General features: G+C 60.7%; 15 protein-coding genes. 5 read left to right on the forward strand and 10 right to left on the reverse strand.

Going from position 1 to position 19,407, the window contains the following annotated elements:
- Positions 1–148 precede the first annotated feature (148 nt).
- Both ppk2 and QEH57_RS12470 read right to left on the reverse strand, forming a co-directional pair.
- Positions 149–922 (reverse strand): polyphosphate kinase 2, encoded by a 774-nt coding sequence (ppk2, locus tag QEH57_RS12465; protein ID WP_309007068.1) that lies wholly within the window; start codon positions 920–922, stop codon positions 149–151.
- 111 nt (positions 923–1,033) lie between these two features.
- Positions 1,034–2,194, reverse strand: a complete 1,161-nt coding sequence (locus tag QEH57_RS12470; RefSeq protein ID WP_309007069.1) for a cellulase family glycosylhydrolase — start codon at positions 2,192–2,194, stop codon at positions 1,034–1,036.
- 221 nt (positions 2,195–2,415) lie between these two features.
- Here QEH57_RS12470 and QEH57_RS12475 point away from each other — a divergent pair, with 221 nt between their 5' ends.
- Together QEH57_RS12475 and QEH57_RS12480 are read left to right on the forward strand one after the other, a co-directional pair.
- Positions 2,416–2,832 carry a YeeE/YedE thiosulfate transporter family protein gene (locus QEH57_RS12475; RefSeq protein ID WP_309007070.1) on the forward strand — a complete coding sequence of 139 codons (417 nt, stop codon included), beginning with the start codon at positions 2,416–2,418 and terminating at the stop codon, positions 2,830–2,832.
- Complete coding sequence (locus QEH57_RS12480; RefSeq protein ID WP_309007071.1) at positions 2,829–3,248, forward strand: DUF6691 family protein; 420 nt, start codon at positions 2,829–2,831, stop codon at positions 3,246–3,248. The genes QEH57_RS12475 and QEH57_RS12480 overlap by 4 nt, the downstream gene beginning before the upstream one ends.
- Here the strand turns inward: QEH57_RS12480 and QEH57_RS12485 are convergent.
- From QEH57_RS12485 to QEH57_RS12505, 5 genes are all read right to left on the reverse strand, one after another.
- Entirely contained in the window at positions 3,232–4,224 is a 993-nt protein-coding gene (locus QEH57_RS12485; RefSeq protein ID WP_309007072.1) for a lipid A deacylase LpxR family protein, read from the reverse strand. The two genes, QEH57_RS12480 and QEH57_RS12485, sit on opposite strands and share 17 nt — an antisense overlap.
- 128 nt (positions 4,225–4,352) lie before the next feature.
- Positions 4,353–4,871, reverse strand: a complete 519-nt coding sequence (locus tag QEH57_RS12490) for an RNA polymerase sigma factor (RefSeq protein WP_309007073.1) — start codon at positions 4,869–4,871, stop codon at positions 4,353–4,355.
- A gap of 383 nt (positions 4,872–5,254) precedes the next feature.
- Positions 5,255–5,761: a TlpA disulfide reductase family protein gene (locus tag QEH57_RS12495; protein WP_309007074.1), complete on the reverse strand. Its 507-nt coding sequence runs from the start codon at positions 5,759–5,761 to the stop codon at positions 5,255–5,257.
- 26 nt (positions 5,762–5,787) lie between these two features.
- A complete protein-coding gene (locus QEH57_RS12500; RefSeq protein WP_309007075.1) occupies positions 5,788–6,360 on the reverse strand; it encodes a TetR/AcrR family transcriptional regulator in 573 nt (190 codons plus the stop codon).
- A 152-nt stretch (positions 6,361–6,512) separates the two neighbouring features.
- Positions 6,513–8,138, reverse strand: coding sequence for an ABC-F family ATP-binding cassette domain-containing protein (locus QEH57_RS12505; RefSeq protein ID WP_309007076.1), 1,626 nt, complete (start codon positions 8,136–8,138; stop codon positions 6,513–6,515).
- Between the two features lie 122 nt (positions 8,139–8,260).
- Between QEH57_RS12505 and arfB the strand changes: the two genes are divergently transcribed.
- From arfB to QEH57_RS12520, 3 genes are all read left to right on the forward strand, one after another.
- Positions 8,261–8,680 carry an alternative ribosome rescue aminoacyl-tRNA hydrolase ArfB gene (gene arfB, locus QEH57_RS12510; protein WP_309007077.1) on the forward strand — a complete coding sequence of 140 codons (420 nt, stop codon included), beginning with the start codon at positions 8,261–8,263 and terminating at the stop codon, positions 8,678–8,680.
- Between the two features lie 288 nt (positions 8,681–8,968).
- Complete coding sequence (gene gltB / locus QEH57_RS12515; RefSeq protein ID WP_309007078.1) at positions 8,969–13,564, forward strand: glutamate synthase large subunit; 4,596 nt, start codon at positions 8,969–8,971, stop codon at positions 13,562–13,564.
- A 38-nt stretch (positions 13,565–13,602) separates the two neighbouring features.
- Positions 13,603–15,093, forward strand: coding sequence for a glutamate synthase subunit beta (locus tag QEH57_RS12520; protein WP_309007079.1), 1,491 nt, complete (start codon positions 13,603–13,605; stop codon positions 15,091–15,093).
- Between the two features lie 496 nt (positions 15,094–15,589).
- Here QEH57_RS12520 and QEH57_RS12525 read toward each other — a convergent pair whose 3' ends face one another.
- From QEH57_RS12525 to QEH57_RS12535, 3 genes are all read right to left on the reverse strand, one after another.
- A complete protein-coding gene (locus QEH57_RS12525; RefSeq protein ID WP_309007080.1) occupies positions 15,590–17,074 on the reverse strand; it encodes a pyruvate carboxylase subunit B in 1,485 nt (494 codons plus the stop codon).
- A gap of 180 nt (positions 17,075–17,254) precedes the next feature.
- Entirely contained in the window at positions 17,255–18,448 is a 1,194-nt protein-coding gene (locus tag QEH57_RS12530; RefSeq protein ID WP_309007081.1) for an ABC transporter permease, read from the reverse strand.
- 29 nt (positions 18,449–18,477) lie between these two features.
- The gene (locus QEH57_RS12535; RefSeq protein ID WP_309007082.1) at positions 18,478–19,230 is read right to left on the reverse strand and encodes an ATP-binding cassette domain-containing protein; all 753 of its coding nucleotides are present in this window, start codon (positions 19,228–19,230) and stop codon (positions 18,478–18,480) included.
- Positions 19,231–19,407 lie beyond the last annotated feature (177 nt).

Consider the following 19,407-nt stretch of genomic DNA (forward strand, 5'->3'; position numbering starts at 1 on the left):
GGACGTCTTCTAGAATCGCGCCCCAGCGAAGGGGGTCAACGCCCTTGTAGAGCGTTAAATGATATCCCTAGGTCCGACTGGGACAAATGTGTCAAGCGCATCGCGCAAGAACGGATGGCGGGACTGGGGAAGCGCCGACTCTACGGGCTCAAAGCTTGTCCGACTTGCGTTTGGCGACGAGGTAGTCGAGGTCGAAGGGGCGGACCAGTTTGGGGTCGGGGTGGAGGCGGGTGCCGATCTGGCCTTTTCCTTCGTAGTCGCTTTTGGCGAGGACGTAGCGAATGGATTCGAGGCGAGCCTTGGCCTTGTCGTTTCCGTTAACGATGACCCAAGGGGAGCTGAGGGTGTGGGTGCGCTCGAACATCTTCTCCTTGAAGTGGGTGAACTCGTCCCACTTTTCCTGGGCGAGGGCGTCGACGGTGCTGAGCTTCCACTGCTTGAGCACGTCGGACTTGCGGGCTTCGAAGCGGTTTTGTTGGGCGGTGCGGTTGATGGAGAACCAGAACTTGATGATCTGGATTCCGTCGTCGATGAGCATCTTTTCGATGTTGTTCACTTGGCCCATGAACTCTTCGTACTGGGCGGGGGTGCAGAAGCCCATGACGGGTTCTACGACGGCGCGGTTGTACCAGCTGCGGTCGAAGAAGATGATTTCGCCGGGATTGGGGAGCCCGAGGAAGTAGCGTTGGAAGAACCACTGGCCGGTTTCCTTCTCGGTGGGCTTGGGCATGGCGATGACTCGCATGCCCCGGGGGTTGAGATGGCGAGTGAAATGTCGGATGGCGCCGCCTTTTCCGGCAGCGTCTCGGCCTTCGAAGATGATGAGGAGCCGCTTGTTGTTTTTGACGACGTCTTGCTGGAGGAGGACGAGCTCGCGTTGCAGGTCTTGGAGTTCGGCTTTGTATTCGGGGGAGTCCTTCATGGATGAATGAGGACGAAGTAGATCTCTCTGCAGGAGCTGGCAATCACGCATTCTGGCGATGCGTGACAGTTTTGCGCCGAAAGGCTCGTTTTGCGGGCGGGGGAGGGCGCTTTAGGCCTTTTGCAGGAGCTCGAGGAGCTTGCGGTCGAGCTTGTGCCCGTACCAGTCTTCGTAGTCCACGTCGGCGCGGCCGGAGTCGAGGATGCCGAAGTTGCCGTGCATTTCCCAGAGGGCAAAGCCGATGTTGCGTTCTGCGAGCACGCCCAGCACGTCGCCGAACCAGTCGAGGAAAACGCGGTGCGGGGTTTTGTTGTAGCAGCCGCATTCGCCGCAGTGCACTCCGACGCCTTGGTCCTGCAGGTCGAACCAGGGCTGGTAGAATTTCTTGAGGGCTTCGCGGTTGGCCTCGGGGCCGTCGGGCCACTTGGGATCGGGCAGGCTTTCGGGGTCCTTGTAGACCCAAGGTGCTTTGTGGTGGGAGATGTTGAAGGGCACGTAGCCGCGGCAGCTTTGGGCGATGCCGAGGTCGGCGAGTTCGGGCACGGCGATGTGTCCGCCGTTGTTGCCGTCGGCCACGATGAGGTGTTCGGGTGCGTGCTGGCGGATGCTGTCTATGGCGGCTTTGGCGACGCGACGGTAGGTCTCGCCGGGGACGGCTTCGCGCTTGCCGTGCTGGTCGTTCATGTCTTCGCGCAGGGAGGGTTCGTTGAGCAGGTCGAAGCTAAGTAGGTCCTTGGAGATGCCGGCGTAGCGTTGGCTCCACATGCTCCAGTGGTGGCAGAAGGCGTCGAGGGCGTCGGAGTCGCTCCAGAGGTTGTAGGGTTCGTGGAAGCCGGCGTTGATGCAGTAGCCGGGGGCCCGGTGGAGGTTGAGGCTGACGTGCAGCCCGTATTTGTGGGCCTTTTCGATGATGGCGTCGACTTCGGCGACTTTCTTTTCGGAGAACTGGTAGACGTCGTCCGGCGTGATGTCGCGGCCGTAGTCGATGTCTAGGAAATATGGATACGCCATGGGGATGCGTACGAAGTCGAAGCCCCAGTCGCGCATCCACTTGAAGCTTTCTTCCTGGGTGTGGAAGAAGGCGTCCTTGGGGTTGGGCATAAAGAAGTCGAGGAAGTTGAAGCCCTTCCATTTAGGGAGGGCTTGGTGGAGCGGTCGGGTGGTTGAGGTCATAGCGGCGGAGGAGAGACTGCCGGAGCTGAGGCTGGCTGCGGCGAGGCCGAGGGCTGACTTCTTGATGAAGTCGCGTCGGGGGAGGCGGTGGCTGCTCATTTGTCGATTTTAGTAAGTTGAAGGGGGGCGGCTTTAAGTTTGTCTAATGGCCCGGAGGGCGAACTAGCAGGTCAGACCAGTAGCGCAGGCGGCGGGAATGTTCGAGGACTATTCCGGCTCTATCTAATGAGTCGGCGGGCTTGTTCGTATGGGGAGGCTGAATACGTTCTACCGGAGGGCGATGTTGACGTAAGGGGCAGAGGCGGGTTTGCTGCTTTCCTATGGAAGATTACCTTAGCGCCTTGATAGGTGGTACCTTGCTGGGAGGGGCGGCGCTGTTTTTGCGGCTGGCTCTCGGTTATCCTTTGGGGATTTCAGGTTTTCTGAGCAAGGCGGTGAGTTTCAGGCTGGCGCTGGCGGACTGGCGCTGGAGCTTTTTGGCGGGGATGCTGGCGGCGGCGATCGCCTTGGTGTGGATCTATCCGCAGTCGATTTCCGAGCCTTTGGGCGTGGAGCTGTGGCTGGTCGCGGTGGCGGCTTTGCTGGTAGGCGGCGGCGCGAGGATCGCAGGAGGATGCACGAGCGGGCATAGCCTGTGCGGGATGGGAAATCTGGATGTGGATTCGGTTGTGGCGACTGTGATCTTTATCCTTTCTGGAGTCCTGACGGTTTTTCTGATGGAAGGGGGCTTGCAGTGAAGCGAAACCTTTATGCGTTTCTGGCGGGGGCGACCTTCGCCTTCGGCCTGGCGGTTTCCGGCATGTCGCGCCCGTCTAAGGTACGAGGGTTCCTGGATTTCTTTGGGGACTGGGATATAACCTTGCTTTTCGTATTGGGGCCAGCGGTTGGTATTTACCTTTTGGGTACGCGTTTGGCGGCTAGGCTTTATCCGAAGCGTTTCGCTCGCCAATCGGATCCCGAGCCTTTGAACGCTCGCTTTTTCGTGGGTTGCCTCCTGTTCGGGGTAGGCTGGGGCATGGTCGGGCTTTGCCCGGGGCCTGCGATGGTTATCTTGGGCCAGGGCTCGGTTCCGGTTTTTCTGTTTTTCGGCTTCTTGCTATTGGGGATTTTCTTGGCGGACCGAGCGCTCGAGCGATTTAGCGGCGGAAGGTGAGGGAGAGCGATCCGAAGATTTGGCCACCGGTTTGCTCGCGGAACTCTTCGCTGCGATAGACGAGGAGGAAGGATACCTTGAATCCAGGTTTCGAATACGCGAATCCGGATTCGACTTCTTGGACCCATGGGTTGCGGGTAACGCTGTGGCTTTGGCCGTTTGCGTTTCCGTCGAGGAAGAGGTTTTGGGCGACGTAGCTCATCTTGCCGCCTAGTACCCAGTAGAAGCGTTGCGGGCGAAACTGGGTGGGCGTTTGGGTGTAGGCTTTCGCGCTGTCGACGTAGGCGGCGGGGGCTCCGAGCCGGTCGGGGGCGTGGGAGCCTTGGAGTCGTTTGCCGACGCGGATCTGGAAGCCTTGGCTGAGGCTGCTGTCGATGTTTCCGATGGAGATGCGGCTCGACTCGGAGAGTTGCAGGCTGCGTTCGTCGCCTAGTTGCCAGCGGAAGCGGACCTTGCTGCGGCTGCGCTCTAGGGCGTATCCAAATTCGTCGGACAATTGGTTGTGCCAACCGAGCGGCATGCGGTCGTCTATCAGCTCGTGCACGGCGCGCTGTATGTCTTCGGCGAAGGAGCTGGGGCCGACCAGGCCGAGGGTGAGTTGCCAGGATTGGATCGAGTCGTCGTGGCTGCGGTGCTGGCCGTAGCGAAGGTAGCTCCAGCCGGCGTAGGGTCGGTCGTGGAGGACGATGTCGATTTCGTCGAGGTTTTCGGGCGTGAAGATGAGTTGGCCGAGGGAAAGGGTATTATGGTAGCGGGCGTTGTCGTTGGCCTTTGACCAGGGGGCGTAGGCGAAGGCGAACTCGGTTCCGGCGGTGTAGCGGGAATCGGTCCCGGCCGGGGCGTCGTTTTCCATTCGCAGGGTGAAGGAATCGATCTCGCGGCTGGCTGCTGCTGGGCTCGCGAGGGCGATTGCGAAGAGGACGCTGGCGCCGCCGAGCTGGAGGCGTCGAATCAATCTAACTGCATGGTGAGTCATTTGACGCGTGTCGGTTATGCCGCTGCTGGAGCGGAGCTCGCGATTGGGCGCGGCTCCGCCCCTAGCGGCGGGTTTTGCTAGGTACCTTCTGTTTAAAAGTGTCTGGGAGCGAAGGCTCGCTGGAAGGCCTACACGGCTACAGCGAGTTCCGCTTCTTCTGCGGCGTTGTCGTTGAACTCGGACTCGAAGTGCTTGTGCAGCTTCTTGCGAGCGCGGTGGGTGTGGCTGAGGATGGTGCCGCGGGGGACGCCGGTGCGTTCCGCGATCTCGGAGGCGGTGTAGCCTTCGACCACGTTCATCTTTAGGTAGGTGCGCTCGTTGTCGTTGAGCACGCTGAGGAGCGAGTCGATGTCGGTGTTGGCTCCGAAGCTTTGCTCGCGTCCGATGGCGAAGTCGCGGTCCTCGAGGGAGTCGAACTGCACGATCTTGGAGCGGCGCACGCCGTCGATGAAAAGGTTTCGGATCGCTCGGTAGAGCAGGCGGCGGTCGGTGACCTCGCCGTACTTTTGCACGAGCTTGAGCCAGGCCTGCTGGGCGAGGTCCTCGGCGTCGTGGAAGTTGCGGGTGAATCCGTAGGCGTAGTTGCGTCCTTGGCGGATGAGTTCCGAGGCGGTCTGGAGAGGGGTGGATTCGACGGTGGCGTTCATGGCGATCTAAAGTGGTTCGTGTTTGCAGTTGATACACATAAAGCGACCGGTCGGTCGGTTTGATTGCCGATAGTTTTCGAAAAGTGGAAAAAGCGCTAGGAAAAAGTTCGCTACGATGGGGTGACGCGGAGGTAAGTCTCTGGGAGAAAGTGGGATAAGGTTTACCCGAGGTAGCCGGTGAGCTGAAGCGAATCTGGTGAAACCGCAAAAGCGCAGCCTTCGGGACAGCCCGGACCGAGGCTTTCCGTTCACTCGGGGGCGGGGAGAGCGGGACCTTCGCGAGCGTGCCGCTCGTTAGTAGGCAGTGGGCGTGACCTGCCTTTGGCGGTTTCTCCCTCTGGAGGGAATCTCACGGACGAGGGGGTGGCGCCGGGACGCAGGGGCTAGCTTTCGTTTGCGTCGGGCGCGGAGAGCAGCGTCTGGAGCGTTTCTTCGTCGAGATAGGCGGGGTGTCCTTTGTAGAGCACGATGCCTTGGGGATCCATGAGCACGACTTGGGGGATGCTGCGGATATTGAAGAAGCTGGCCATGCGGGCTTGGGTATCGACGGCGCTGTAGTAGTCCATCTGGGGGGAGCGCATGGACTCGACTTTTTGGCGGGATTCGCGGGAAAGGCCGACGATGGTGAGGCGGTCTTGGAACTGGGCGTGCAGTTCGTTCATGTGGGGAATGGCCCCGATGCAAGGACCGCACCAGGTTGCCCAGAAGTCGACGAGCAGGTGCTTGCCGGTGGGGTCGGGCGCTTCGGAGATCCATTGCTGGACCTGCAGCTCGGGACCGGGCTTGCCGACGTAGGCGGACGCGTCGTTCGCGGGTCGAGGCCTGTTTTGCAGGTAGAAGAAGCCTACGACTCCGATGACGACGAGGAGGGATAGGGGAGCTCTTTTCACGATCCGGGAAAGGGCGGCGCGGGCCGCTATTCGGCGAGGATTTTTTCGACCTGCTTCTTCGCGATTTCGATAGGGCCGATCTTGCAGAAGTTTTGGGCGGCTACGGTGGCGCCTTCGGAAAGCAGGTAGATGGCGCCGGCGCGTTGCTCGCGGTCGGCGTCGCTGGCGTCGGGTAGGTGTTGGTCGACGAGGCTGCGGATGAAGGCGAGGAAGTCTTTCTTATAGCCGCGGATGGCTTGGCGCATGGGGCAGCCGAGGTCGGGGGACTCGGCGAGCATGTTGAGCATGGCGCAGCCGCGGTACTTGCAGGCTTCGGCGCTTTGGGCCTGGTAGTCGAAGAGGGCGACGAGCTTGCGGGCGGGGTCGTCGCCGAATTGCTCGAGGTAGGAATTGCGGCAGGCGATCCATTTCTCGCTGCCGCGGCGCAGCCACTCCAGTCCGAGCTCTTCCTTCGACTTGAAGTGGGAATAGAAAGTCCCTTTGGCGATGTCGGCAGCTTCGATGATCTGCTTGATGCCGGTCACGTGGTAGCCTTGCTCGAAGAAGAGCTTGGAGGCGACCTCGATGATTTGGGTCTTCCTATTGTTTTTTTCAGTCATGCACAGTTGTCTCGTTTTTCTCGTCTGGGCGAGAAGCGGTCAAGTTCCTATGTAAGAAGCACGAGGCGGAGGCGTGAATGACTGCGAGAGCGGGTGGGGGCTGGAGGGAGCGCCACGGGGAGCTCGGGCCGAGGCTCGCTCCTTGCCGTTGGCTACTGGGCCTTGGCGGCTTCGAGTTGGTCGAGGTGGTTGATGTAGTCGCTGACGTTGCCGGGGAAGAGGGTGAGCCCGTCCTTGCGGACTTCGAGGACCTTGGTGGCGATGGGGTCGATGAAGGCGCGGTTGTGGGTGACGATGAGGTAGGCGCCGGTGTATTCCTTCAAGGCCTTTTGCAAGGCGTCCTGGGAGCGCATGTCCAAGTGGTTGGTCGGCTCGTCGAGGATGAGGAAGTTGGCGGGCTGGGCCAGCATCTTGGCAAGGGCGAGGCGGTTGCGTTCGCCGCCGGAGAGGACCTTGACCTTCTTGAAGACGTCGTCTCCGCGGAAGAGGAAGGTGCCGAGGATACCGCGAATGGAGGTGCCGTTTTTGCCGGCGGAGACTTCTTCCATGGTTTCGAGCACGGTGAGGTTTTGGTCGAGCTCGTCGGCCTGGTGCTGGGCGAAGTAGGAGAGCTGGGTGGCGCCGCCGAGCTCGCGTTCGCCGGACTGGAAGGGTTCCACGCCGGCGATGATCTTGGCGATGGTGGTCTTGCCGGCTCCGTTGACGCCGACGACGGCGATGCGATCGCCACGCTCGATGCGCAGGTCGGCGTCCTTGATGACCTCGTGGTCGCCGTAGGACTTGCTGAGCTTGTCGAGTTTGACGACGGTTTGGCTGGAGTGGGGCGGGGGGGCGAAGGAGAAGGAGACCCAGTCTTCTTCCTTGTCGATGACGATGCGTTCGATCTTGTCGAGCTGCTTGATGCGGGACTGGGCTTGGCGGGCTTTGGAGGCCTTGGCCTTGAAGCGGTTGATGAACTGCTCGGCTTGGGCGATTTCCTTTTGCTGGCTCTTGTAGGCCTTGAGCTGGAGCTCCTTGCGCTCGGCGCTTTGGCGTTCGTAGAAGCTGTAGTTGCCGCTATAAGTATAGAGGTTGCCGAGGGAGAGCTCGAAGGTGCGGTTGCAAATCTCGTCGAGGAAGCCGCGGTCGTGGGAGATCATGAGCAGCGAGCCTTCGTAGGATTTGAGGTAGGACTCGAGCCAGTGCTGGGAGGTGACGTCCAGGTGGTTGGTCGGTTCGTCGAGCAGCAGGAGGGAGGGCTGGGCGAGGATGAGCTTGGCCAAGGCGATACGCATTTGCCAGCCGCCGGAGAATTCCTCGGTCTTGCGCTTCATGTCCTTGGTGGAGAAGCCGAGTCCCAGCAGGACGGATTCGATGCGGGAGGGGAGCTTGCCGACGTCGAGGTCTTCGAGGCGGTGCTCCCAGCTGCCGATGAGCTCGAGGGTTTCGTAGAACTCTTCGGAGGAGGTATCCATTTCGTCGAGACGGGCTTCCGCTTCCTCGATCTTGGCCTTGAGTCCGAGGATGTCGGCGAAGGCGGTCTCGGTTTCCTCGAAAAGGGTTTTGCCGTGCATCTCGATGCCGTCCTGGGGGAGGTAGCCGAAAGTGACGTAGTTGGCCTTGTCGACTTTTCCGGAGTCGAACTCCTCCAGTCCGCAGAGGACTTTGAGCAGGGTGCTCTTGCCGGCGCCGTTGCTGCCGACGAGTCCGATGCGGTCGTGGCTGGTGATGGTGGCGTTGATCTCCTTGTAGAGATAGCGTTCTCCGTACTGGAGGGTGATGTTTTGCAGAGCGATCATGGAAAGCGGCGTTGGCGAAATGGTGGGCACTTGTGTTTGAGAGCGAGTCGCCCGTCAATGACGGAGCGCGTGCAGCATTATTAGTGTGGCAAGGGGGAGCGCTCTTGGCGTAGCTTGCGGGGATGTTGCGCGTTTCGGCCAGAGTAGGGATCCCATTGCAGGAGATTGAAATAAAGGCGGTGCGTTCCCAGGGCTCGGGCGGTCAGCACGTGAACAAGGTTTCTACTGCGATCCAGCTGTTCTTCGACGTGCGAGCCTCCTCGCTGCCGCCGGCGATCAAGGAGCGCTTGCTGGAATTGAGGGACCATCGCATCAACGAAGACGGCTTGGTGGTGATCAAGTCCCAGGAGTCGCGCTCGCAGGAGGCCAACAAGGAGGCGGCCTTGGCTCGGCTGCGGGAGCTGGTGGCGAGCGTGTTGGTCGCACCCAAGAAGCGTCGCCCGACCAAGCCCACCCGCGGGGCTAAGGAGCGTCGCCTCAAGAGCAAAACCCTGCGGGGCCGGACCAAGAGCTTGCGGGGGCGGCCGGGGCCCTCCGAGTAATTTTGCCTTGAAAGCTTTGCCCGGAAGAGCTCTTGTGCTCCCTCCTTGCAGGCCACGGTCCGCTGGGAAGGGTACTTCCGTAAGTCCCGCGCTCCGCCTCCGCGAAATTTAGGGGCAGCCATATTTTGGCTTGTGGGGGCGGCCTTATCGAATACAACTTTATATAACTATAATTTATAGTTTTTGACTCGCAGAACAACGACTACTAATAGTAGCCGTTTTTTTGTCGTGTTAACTCCACGTAATCAGCGACTTAGATTTTTAAGAGAACACCGAAATTTTAGGCATATGATCGATAACCAGGAAGAAAAGAAGGGGCTCTACTGCCCAGAGTTGGAGCGCGATAGTTGTGGTATCGGTTTTGTGGCGAATTTGAAGGGCCGCAAGTCGCACGATGTAATCGAGAACGCGTTGGTGATGCTGACCAACATGGAGCACCGTGGCGGCACGGGCTACGACGTATGCTGTGGCGACGGCGCGGGTCTCTTGATCCAAGTTCCCCACGCTTTCCTCAAGGAGGACTTGGCCAAGCGCGACATCAGCCTCCCCCAAGCCGGCGACTACGGCGTGGGCATGATTTTCTTCCCTAAGGACGAGGCCAAGCGCGAAGAGTGCCGCGAGTTGCTCAACCGCAACCTCGAAACCCTCGGCCTAGAGGTCATCTGCTACCGCGAGGTTCCTCGCGACAATTCCGGCCTCGGCCAGGCCTCGCTCGACACGGAGCCGAACGTGGAGCAGGTCTTCGTAGCCAAGCCCGAGGAGCTCGACGCGGAAGGCTTCGAGCGCAAGCTGTACGTGGCGCGCAACTACTCGATCCATCTCGCTCGCGAGACGGTAAGCGGCATCGGCGACGACTTCTACATCATTTCGATGTCCGCTCGCACCATCACCTACAAGGGCCAGCTCACCACGGCTCAGGTGCGCGAGTACTACCTCGACCTGCAGAACGAGAAGGTGGTGTCCGCCTTGGCGATGTTCCACTCCCGCTTCTCGACCAACACCTTCCCGGCCTGGCGCTTGGCCCAGCCTTTCCGTTTCCTCTCCCACAACGGCGAGATCAACACGGTTCGCGGCAACATCAACTGGATGCGCGCTCGCGAGGTGCTGCTCGAGACCAGCAACTTCACCAAGGAAGAGCTCAAGATGCTCCACCCGATTTGCGACAGCCACATGTCCGACTCGGCCAATCTCGACATGGTGATCGAGCTGCTCGTGCTCAGCGGACGCCCGCTGGCCCACGTGATGATGATGGCAATTCCGGAAGCTTGGCAAAAGCAGGACGACATGGATCCCGTGAAGCGCGCCTTCTACGAGTACCACTCCTGCATCATGGAGCCTTGGGACGGACCAGCCTCCATCTCCTTCACCGACGGCAACGTCATCGGCGCCACTTTGGACCGCAACGGTCTCCGTCCTTCCCGCTTCCTCGTGACTGATGACGACATGCTCGTCATGGGATCCGAAACCGGCAGCTTGAAGGTCGACCAGTCCAAGGTCGTGCGCAAGGGCCGCCTCCAGCCCGGCAAGATCTTCATCGCGGACCTCACGCAGGGCCGCATCATTTCCGACGAGGAAGTGAAGCAAGACATCAGCTCGCGCCAGCCTTACGGCGAGTGGCTCAAGGAGCACAAGATCACCCTCGAGGAGCTTCCCGAGGCGGAGATCACCGTGACTCCAAAAAGCAAATACAAGCTGCAGAACCGCCAGAAGGCCTTCGGCTACACGGAGGAAGACCTCAACCTCATCCTCGCAGGCATGGTCGGCACGGCCAAGGAGCCGCTTGGTTCCATGGGCGCGGACAATCCGCTGGCGATCCTCTCCGACAAGCCGCAGCACCTCTCCAACTACTTCAAGCAACTCTTCGCCCAGGTCACCAATCCGCCGATCGACCCGATCCGCGAAGAGATGGTCATGTCGCTGCAGAGCTACATCGGCGGTTCGCTGAACCTGCTCGATGAGACGCCGCGCCACTGCCACAAGATCGAGATCCGCCAGCCCGTCCTCTCCAGCGAAGACTTGCTCAAGATCAAGCACATCGACCACGACCACTTCCAGGCTCGCGCCATCGACTGTACTTTCCCGGCTACAGGCAAGGAAGGCGCCCTCGAGCATGCCCTCGAGCGTATTTGCCGTGACGCGGCGGACGCTGCCATCGAAGGCTACCAGATCATCATCCTCTCCCACCGCAGCATCGACAGCGACCACGCTCCCGTGCCTTCGCTGCTCGCTACGGGCGCGGTCCACCACCACCTCATCCGCAAGGGTCTCCGCGCCGACGCGGAAATCGTGGTGGAAGCGGGCGACGTTTGGGAAACCCACCACGTGGCGACCCTCGTGGGATACGGCGCTGCTGCGGTCAATCCGTACCTCGCTCTCGAAACCCTCAGCGCTCTGCGCGACGAAGGCGTAGTCGACGCGAGCTTCGACGACGCGACCCTCTACAAGCGTTATTGCAAGGCGGTTAACAGCGGCCTGCTCAAGATCTTCTCCAAGATGGGGATCTCGACTCTGCAGTCCTACCAAGGCGCTCAGATCTTCGAAGCTCTCGGCATCAACAAGAAGGTCATCGACAAGTACTTTGCTGGCACCGTCAGCCGTATCGAAGGTATCGGCGTGGACCAGATCGCCGCGGAAGCCCTCGCCAAGCACCGCGCCGGCTTCCCGAAGGACCAGGATATCTTCGCCGACGACGAGCTCGAGTCCGGAGGCAGCTACGCATGGCGTAAGGACGGAGAGCGTCACCTCTTCAATCCGACCACCATCCGCCTGCTCCAGCAAGCGACTGCGACGAACAATACGGACGTGTTCCGCGAGTACGCTCGCAACATCGACGACCAGTCGAAGGAGGCTTACACGCTGCGCGGCTTGATGAAGTTCAAGTCCGACCGCAAGAGCATCCCGCTCGAGGAAGTCGAACCAGCCGAAAAGATCTTCAAGCGCTTCGCGACCGGAGCGATGTCCTTCGGCTCCATCTCTTGGGAAGCGCACACTACGCTCGCCATCGCGATGAACCGTATCGGCGGCAAGTCCAACTCCGGCGAAGGGGGCGAAGACCCGATCCGTTTCACTCCGGACGAAAACGGCGACTCCATGCGCTCCGCCATCAAGCAGGTCGCTTCCGGACGTTTCGGCGTCAACTCCTACTACCTGACCAACGCGGACGAGCTGCAGATCAAGATGGCCCAAGGCGCGAAGCCGGGCGAAGGCGGACAGCTTCCCGGCCACAAGGTCGACGCGTGGATCGGCAAGACTCGTGGCTCCACTCCAGGCGTGGGCCTCATCTCTCCGCCTCCGCACCACGACATCTACTCGATCGAGGACTTGGCGCAGCTGATCTACGATTTGAAGAACGCCAACCGCGACGCTCGCATCAACGTAAAGCTCGTTTCCGAAGCAGGCGTAGGCACGATCGCTGCCGGTGTTTGTAAGGGTTACGCAGACGTTGTATTGATCGCTGGATACGATGGCGGTACGGGCGCCTCGCCGCTCAGCTCCATCAAGCACGCTGGTCTTCCATGGGAACTTGGCCTTGCCGAAACCCACCAGACGCTCGTTCGCAACCGCCTTCGCAGCCGTATCGTCGTACAGACGGACGGACAGCTCAAGACGCCTCGCGACTTGGCGATCGCTACGCTCCTCGGCGCAGAAGAGTGGGGCAGCGCTACAGCGGCCCTTATCGTCGAAGGCTGTATCATGATGCGTAAGTGTCACCTGAATACATGCCCAGTTGGCGTTGCTACTCAGAACCGCGAGCTCCGCAGCCGTTACCGCGGCAAGGTTGAGCACGTCGTGAACTTCTTCACCATGATGGCGGAAGGCCTCCGCGAGATCATGGCTGAGCTTGGATTCCGTACTGTTGACGAAATGGTTGGCCAGAGCCAGTGCCTCGAGTTCCGCGACGATGTGGACCACTGGAAGTACAAGAACGTCGATCTCTCGCCGATCCTCTTCAAGCAGGATCCGTTCGAAGGCGACAGCTTGTACCAGACCGTCGAGCAGAAGCACCTCATCCACGACATCATCGACCGCAAGCTCATCAAGGACGCCGCCGCATCGCTCGCCGATTGCGAGCCGGTCAAGCTTTCGTATGAGATTGTGAATACGGACCGTTCGGTAGGCGCCATGCTCTCCAACGAGATTTCCAAGATCTACAAGGGCGACGGTTTGCCGGAAGGCACCATCGACGTGAAGTTCCACGGCTCCGCAGGTCAGAGCTTTGGCGTCTTCACCGCGAAGGGCGTTCGCTTCGAGCTCGAAGGCGACTCCAACGACTACTTCGGCAAGGGCCTCTCCGGTGGCACGCTGGTTGTTTATCCAGACAAGTCCGCTCCGTTCAAGGCTCGCGAAAACGTCATCATCGGCAACGTCGCCTTCTTCGGTGGCACCAGCGGCCAGGCCTTCATCCGCGGTATGGCGGGCGAGCGTTTCTGCGTTCGCAACTCCGGCGTGACGGCGGTTGTGGAAGGCGTAGGCGATCACGGTTGTGAATACATGACCGGTGGCCGTGCGGTGATCCTTGGCGAAACCGGCCGTAACTTCGCAGCGGGCATGTCCGGCGGCGTGGCTTACGTGCTCGACCGCGACGGAACCTTCGCTTCCAAGTGCAACATGGAGATGGTTCGCCTCGGCGCCGTCGAAAAGGACGAGCACAAGGAAGAGCTGAAGAGCCTCGTCGAGCGTCACCTCAAGGAAACGAATTCCGACGTAGCGGCTGAGCTGCTCGAGGATTGGGACGCTTCCCTGCAGCAGTTCGTTCTGGTGATGCCAACCGACTACGAGCGCATGCTCGAGCTCATGGACAAGGCTCGCTCCACGAACAAGTTCGACAACGAATACGATATCGCGGTGGAAGCCTTCGATATGCACCTCGCCTCCATGGCATAACCCACACGTAAGAAGACACCAGAAGGAGAATACAGACCATGGGAAAACCGACAGGATTTTTAGAACAAGACCGCCAGAACGCGACCGATCGCGATCCGATCCTTCGCCTCGGCGACTGGAACGAGGTGCACGAAGAAATGCCCGAAAACGAGATCAAGGCTCAGGCCTCTCGTTGTATGGATTGCGGCGTGCCGTTCTGCCATGCGGGCGACTCGCAGCATTTCACCGGCATCGCGGGCTGCCCCGTCAACAACTTGATCCCCGAGTGGAACCACTTGGTGTACAAGGGCCGTTGGAAGGACGCGTTTGGTCGTTTGATGAAGACCAACAACTTCCCCGAGTTCACGGGCCGCGTTTGTCCGGCTCCTTGCGAAAGCTCTTGCGTACTCGGCATCAACCAGAAGCCCGTTACCATCAAGCACCACGAAGTATCGATCATCGATCGCGCCTTCGAAATGGGCTGGGTGGAAGCGAAGCCGCCTGCGAAGCGCACCGGAAAGAAGGTTGCGGTCGTGGGCTCCGGTCCGGCAGGCCTCGCTTGCGCCGACCAGCTCAACCAAGCCGGTCACAGCGTTGTCGTCTACGAACGCGCCGACCGTCCGGGCGGCCTGCTCATGTACGGCATCCCTAACATGAAGCTGGAGAAGGACGTGGTGCTTCGCCGCATCAAGCTCCTCGAGGACGAAGGCATCGAATTCCGTTGTGGCGTGGAAATCGGCAAGGACATCACCGCGACTCGCCTCAAGGACGACTACGATTCCGTGGTCATCTGTACCGGCGCCACCAAGCCGCGCGACCTGCCGGTTCCCGGTCGCGAGCTCAAGGGCGTTCATTTCGCCATGGAGTTCCTCGGAGCCAACACCAAGAGCCTGCTCGATTCCAAGCACGCGGACGGCAACTACATCTCCGCCAAGGGCAAGAACGTGGTAGTCATCGGCGGTGGCGACACCGGTACTGACTGTGTGGGTACGTCCCTTCGCCATGAGTGCGAAAGCGTTATCCAGCTCGAGATCATGCCGCGTCCCAGCGAAGAGCGCGCTCCCGGCAACGAGTGGCCGCAGTACGCTCGCGTGCTCAAGGTCGACTACGGCCAGGAAGAAGCGATCGCGAAGCAGGGCGAAGATCCACGCCAGTACTTGGTCATGACCAAGGAATTCCTCGGCGACGAAAACGGCAACCTCCGCGCTCTCAAGACGGTGGAAGTCGAGTGGAAGAAGAATCCGGAAGGGCGCTTCATTCCAGCGGAAGTCGAAGGCAGCGAAAAGGAAGTGCCAGCCCAGCTCGCGCTGTTGGCGATGGGCTTCCTCGGACCTGAGCAAACCGTGATCGAGCAGCTCGGCATCGAGACCGACGAGCGCAGCAACGCCAAGGCGGCATACGGCAAGTACGCGACCAGCGTAGACGGCATCTTCGCCGCTGGCGACGCCCGTCGTGGCCAGAGCTTGATCGTTTGGGCGATCAACGAAGGTCGTGGAGCCGCTCGCGCCGTGGACATGCACCTCATGGGCGAAACGACGCTCCCGCTCTAAGGGAGCTGCTGAAACGCAATTAACTTTCAAAGGCGTATCGACTGGGTCGATACGCCTTTTTAACGTAGCGCTGAGCTTCAGCCAGCGCCCGCAGACGATGGGTCCTGCAATGCGGTCGCCGAAATTTGGGACTTGCGGCGTGCCGCGAGCGGCAGCCCTACGGGAGGCGTCTGAGGACGATGGATCCTGCAATGCGGTCGCGGGCTAAAGCACCGCGCTACGGGGCGTAGCCTTTTTCGTGGGGCGGTTTTATTGGTGCTGCGAGGTCGGGATTGCTGTATCGAGATCGTGGATGCAACGTTGACTTTTTTTGTAGGGCCGTCGCTTGCGACGTGCCGCGGTGCAGGATCTGGGATTTGCCGCGAGCAGCCTTCGCTCGTTTGAGCTACGGCTCCCATGGCGGCAGCCCTACGGAGGTGTTTCGTCGGTAAGGTTGGGTCTAACGAAAAAAGGCCCGCTGGGTAGCGGGCCTTGGGGAGGTGTATTGGAAAATTTGTTACATTTCTTCGACGGTTACGGCGTAGGTCTTGCCTTTGACGGCTATGTTGTAGCGGCGGGCGGAGTCGCTGAGCTCGATCGTTTCGGCGGGGCCGGCCTTGGCGGGCGCGGGAGTTGCGGCTGCTTGAGGCGCGTCGGCGGGCTTGTCCTTGCTTTTATAATACGCGTCGAGCTCTTGCGGGAACATGGCTTGGATGACGCAGTGTTCGTCGTCGGTGGGCAGGTTCTTGGCCGCGAGGGCTTTTCTCAAGGCGTCCATGCCGGGGTCCTTGAGGTCGGCGGGACGAACGGTAATGGGATCCTTTCCGGACTTTTGGGCGGCGATCTTTTGCACTTCCTTGTCGACGGGAGCGGGGGTGCGGCCGTAGTAGCCGAGGGCGATGTCGGTGGCTTGCGGGGAGAAGTTCTTCCAGCGCCCGAACTTGACGTTGAGCATGGCTTGCACGCCGACGATTTGGGAGGTGGGCGTAACGAGCGGGATCCAGCCGAGGGCTTTGCGCACGACGGGGATTTCCTTAAAGACGTCCTCGAACTTGTCTTCCATCTTCTGCTCCTTGAGCTGGTTGCGGAAGTTGGAGAGCATGCCGCCGGGGACTTGGTACTTGAGGGCGTCGGAGTCGACGCGCTCGTTGGAGAAGCTGGTGAAGTCCTTGAGCTCTTCGTAGACCTGGGTGAAGTGCTCGCGCAGGAACTGCAGGGCGTCGAGGTCGTACTTGGGGCAGCGGGGGTGGTTTTCCAGCAAGGAAAGCATGCGGGCTGTATCCGGTTGTCCGGTACCGTTGGCGAAGGGGATGATGGAGGTGTCGATGGAGTCGACGCCCGCTTCGACGCCTGCGTAGTAGGTGGTGGCTCCCAGTCCGGCGGTGTCGTGGGTGTGCAGGACGACGGGGATCTTTACGCGGTCCTTGAGGCCTTTGATGATGTCGTAGGCTTGCTGCGGGGGAACGAGCCCCGCCATGTCCTTGAGGCAAAGCGAGGCGCAGCCGGCTTCTTCGAGCTCCTGACCGAGCTTTACGAAGGCTTTCGTGGTGTGGACGGGTGAAGTGGTGTAGCAGATCACGCCTTGGGCTTCCTTGCCGGCCGCCTTGGCGGCGCGGATGGCGGTGCCCATGTTGCGTGGATCGTTGAGGGCGTCGAAGATGCGGAAGATGTCCATGCCGTGCTTGGCGGACGTCTTGATGAAGGTTTCGACGATGTCGTCGGGGAAGTGGGCGTACTGGACGATGTTCTGCCCGCGCAGCAGCATCATGTGCTTGGACTTGGTGCGGGAGCGGATGGCGTCGAGCCGATCGAAGGGGAACTCCTTGAGGAAGCGCAGGCCGGCGTCGATGGTGGCGCCGCCCCAGGTTTCGAGGCAGCCGAACCCCATGCCGTCGAGGACTTCGAGGGCGGGGAGCATTTGCTCGGTGCGCATGCGGGTGGCGGCGAGGGATTGGTGTCCGTCGCGCAGGACGGTGTTGTTGAAGATGACTGCTTTGCTCATGGGCTTGCAAACGGCTGCGGTGGGCCGCGCCGATTCCTTATCGTTGAAGCTGCGATAAGCGTAGGCGCGATCAGGGGTATTGCAAACGCTTATTTAAATTAGGAAAAGAATAAGAGTTACTAATTCAATAGATGAGCGATTGGCGATCGACTCGGCTACGTTTGCGGAAGGGGGCGTCCTTTAGGAGCGGAAGAGGATGGTTTCCTTCTGGAAGAAGGAGGCGACGAGGCGGATGGAAACCCAGGCGTAGGCGAGGGAGCTGGCGAGGGTGACGGTGAAGAAGGGGAGGTCGAAGGCGTCGCTGAGGAGCTGCTTCATGGAGAGGGCGATGTTGAGCACGGGGATGAAGCCGACGTAGAGGGGGCTTTCGGCGTCGAAGACGAAGGAGAGGGCCGCGGGGAAGAGGAAGATGACGATGAAGGGGAAGATGTAGGCTTGGGCTTCCTTGGGGTTGCGGGCGAAGGTGGAGACCAGCAGCAGGGCGGCGGAGCTGAGCAGGGCGAGGGGGACTACGATGGCGACGAGGGCGGCGAGGTTGAGGTAGGAGATGGAGAAGGACTCGCCGAAGAGGCTGGTGACGATCTGCTGGCCGAAGCTGATGGCGGCTACGATGCCGAGGATGGAGCAGATGGCGGAGATGAGGCTGACCACGAAGATGGTGTAGAGCTTGCCGCGCACGATGTCTTGGCGGGAGGCAGGGGAGACGAGCAGCGTTTCCATGGTGCCGCGTTCCTTCTCGCCGGCGCAGAGGTCGAAGGCGGTGTTGAGTCCGCCGAAGGCGGCGCCCATGATGACGATGTAGGGGAGGAAGATGGAGAGCACGAAGCCGGAAACGGCGGAGCTTTCCGCCACGCTGGTGGAGGTGATTTGGGTGGGTTGGATGAAGGAGGGATCGAGCTGGGCGGATTCGAGGCGGGCCTGGGTTTGCTGCTTGTTGAAGTCGCCGAGGATGCCGCGCAGGCGCCCGTGGGCGTTGCTGGAGTTTTCGTTGGCCGGGTCGTAGAGGATCTCGATGGGGGCGGAGCCGTGGGCGAGGAAGGTGTCGCGGGCCTCCGAGGGTATGACTACCACGGCCCGGCTGGCGGTGGTTTTGATGGCTTCGATGGATTCCTCGCGGCTTTGGTAGCGGGTGATTTCGAGGCTTTCGTTGGCTTCGATGGCTTGGGTGAGCTCGGGGAATTCCGCTTCCTGGTAGATGCCGACTTCCAGGGTGGCGCTTTGCTGCTCGACGGCCTTTTTGCTGCCGAAGAACATGACGGCTCCCATGAGGCAGGGGGTGAGCAGGAGGGGGGAAACGATGACGCCGAGGATGACGCGCTTGTCGCGCAGGGTTTCGCGGAGCTCCTTGAGGAAGATGACTTGGGTGAGTGACATGCGGGAAAGGTGAAGGTTGAGGGAGGGCGTTATCCTTCCACTTGGGCGTCGAGCTGGTGGGCGACTTTGAGGAAGGCGTTTTCGAGCACGTCCTCGCCGGTTTGTCGTTTGATGTCGGATACGGTGCCTTCGGTGGCGATCTTGCCGTGGTGCACGATGGCGAGCTTGTCGCAGAGGCGCTCCACCTCGCTCATGATGTGGGTGGAGAAGACGACGGTGAGGCCTTCGTCGCGGCACTTCTCGATAAAGCTCATGATGGTCTGGGAGGTCATGACGTCGAGGCCGGTGGTGGGTTCGTCGAAGATCATGACGGGCGGGCGGTGGATGATGGAGCGGGCGATGGAGACGCGCTGCTTTTGGCCGGTGGAGAGCTTGTCGCAGCGGCCGTTCTGGAATTCGCCGATTTCCAGCTGCTCGATCAGCTCGTCGACGCGGGCGCGCAGGGGGGCGCCTTCGATGCCGTTGAGGCGGCCGAAGTACTCGAGCATCTCGCGGGCGGTGAGGCGTCCGTAGAGGGCGGTGCCGTTGGAGAGGAAGCCGATGGAGCGGCGCACGTCTTCGGGCTGCTTGGCGACGTCGAAGCCGGCTACGGTGGCGGTGCCTTGGGTGGGCTCGAGGAGGGTGCCCAGCATGCGCAGGGTGGTGGTCTTGCCGGCTCCATTGGCTCCGAGCAGCCCGAAGATTTGGCCGGGCTGGCAGTTGAAGGATACGCGGTCGACGGCTCGCACGAGCCCGCGTTTCCGGTCGCGGAAGGTTTTGGTGAGCTTGTTGGCTTCGATCACGGCTGTGTTAGCTGGAGCAATTCGGGAGAGGCGACAGTGAAAGGCATGGAGCGCGGCTTGGAAATCGTTTTCGCGCGGATGCTATCAGGTAAATGTTACCCATCGGTGACCGGCTGGGGAAATGATGCGGAAAAGCGGGAAATTTCCGATTTCGCGGGCGGTGTGCTTTCGGGGGCG

Source organism: Pelagicoccus sp. SDUM812005 (genome assembly GCF_031127875.1).
In the GTDB taxonomy this organism is placed as follows: domain Bacteria; phylum Verrucomicrobiota; class Verrucomicrobiia; order Opitutales; family Opitutaceae; genus Pelagicoccus.

Coding starts and splice junctions, on each gene's coding strand:
- QEH57_RS12530 (WP_309007081.1), bottom strand. CDS start 18,448: ATGTCACTCACCCAAGTCATCTTCCTCAAGGAGCTCCGCGAAACCCTG.
- QEH57_RS12490 (WP_309007073.1), bottom strand. CDS start 4,871: ATGAACGCCACCGTCGAATCCACCCCTCTCCAGACCGCCTCGGAACTC.
- QEH57_RS12485 (WP_309007072.1), bottom strand. CDS start 4,224: ATGACTCACCATGCAGTTAGATTGATTCGACGCCTCCAGCTCGGCGGC.
- gltB (WP_309007078.1), top strand. CDS start 8,969: ATGATCGATAACCAGGAAGAAAAGAAGGGGCTCTACTGCCCAGAGTTG.
- QEH57_RS12500 (WP_309007075.1), bottom strand. CDS start 6,360: ATGACTGAAAAAAACAATAGGAAGACCCAAATCATCGAGGTCGCCTCC.
- QEH57_RS12470 (WP_309007069.1), bottom strand. CDS start 2,194: ATGAGCAGCCACCGCCTCCCCCGACGCGACTTCATCAAGAAGTCAGCC.
- QEH57_RS12525 (WP_309007080.1), bottom strand. CDS start 17,074: ATGAGCAAAGCAGTCATCTTCAACAACACCGTCCTGCGCGACGGACAC.
- QEH57_RS12505 (WP_309007076.1), bottom strand. CDS start 8,138: ATGATCGCTCTGCAAAACATCACCCTCCAGTACGGAGAACGCTATCTC.
- QEH57_RS12475 (WP_309007070.1), top strand. CDS start 2,416: ATGGAAGATTACCTTAGCGCCTTGATAGGTGGTACCTTGCTGGGAGGG.
- QEH57_RS12520 (WP_309007079.1), top strand. CDS start 13,603: ATGGGAAAACCGACAGGATTTTTAGAACAAGACCGCCAGAACGCGACC.
- ppk2 (WP_309007068.1), bottom strand. CDS start 922: ATGAAGGACTCCCCCGAATACAAAGCCGAACTCCAAGACCTGCAACGC.
- arfB (WP_309007077.1), top strand. CDS start 8,261: ATGTTGCGCGTTTCGGCCAGAGTAGGGATCCCATTGCAGGAGATTGAA.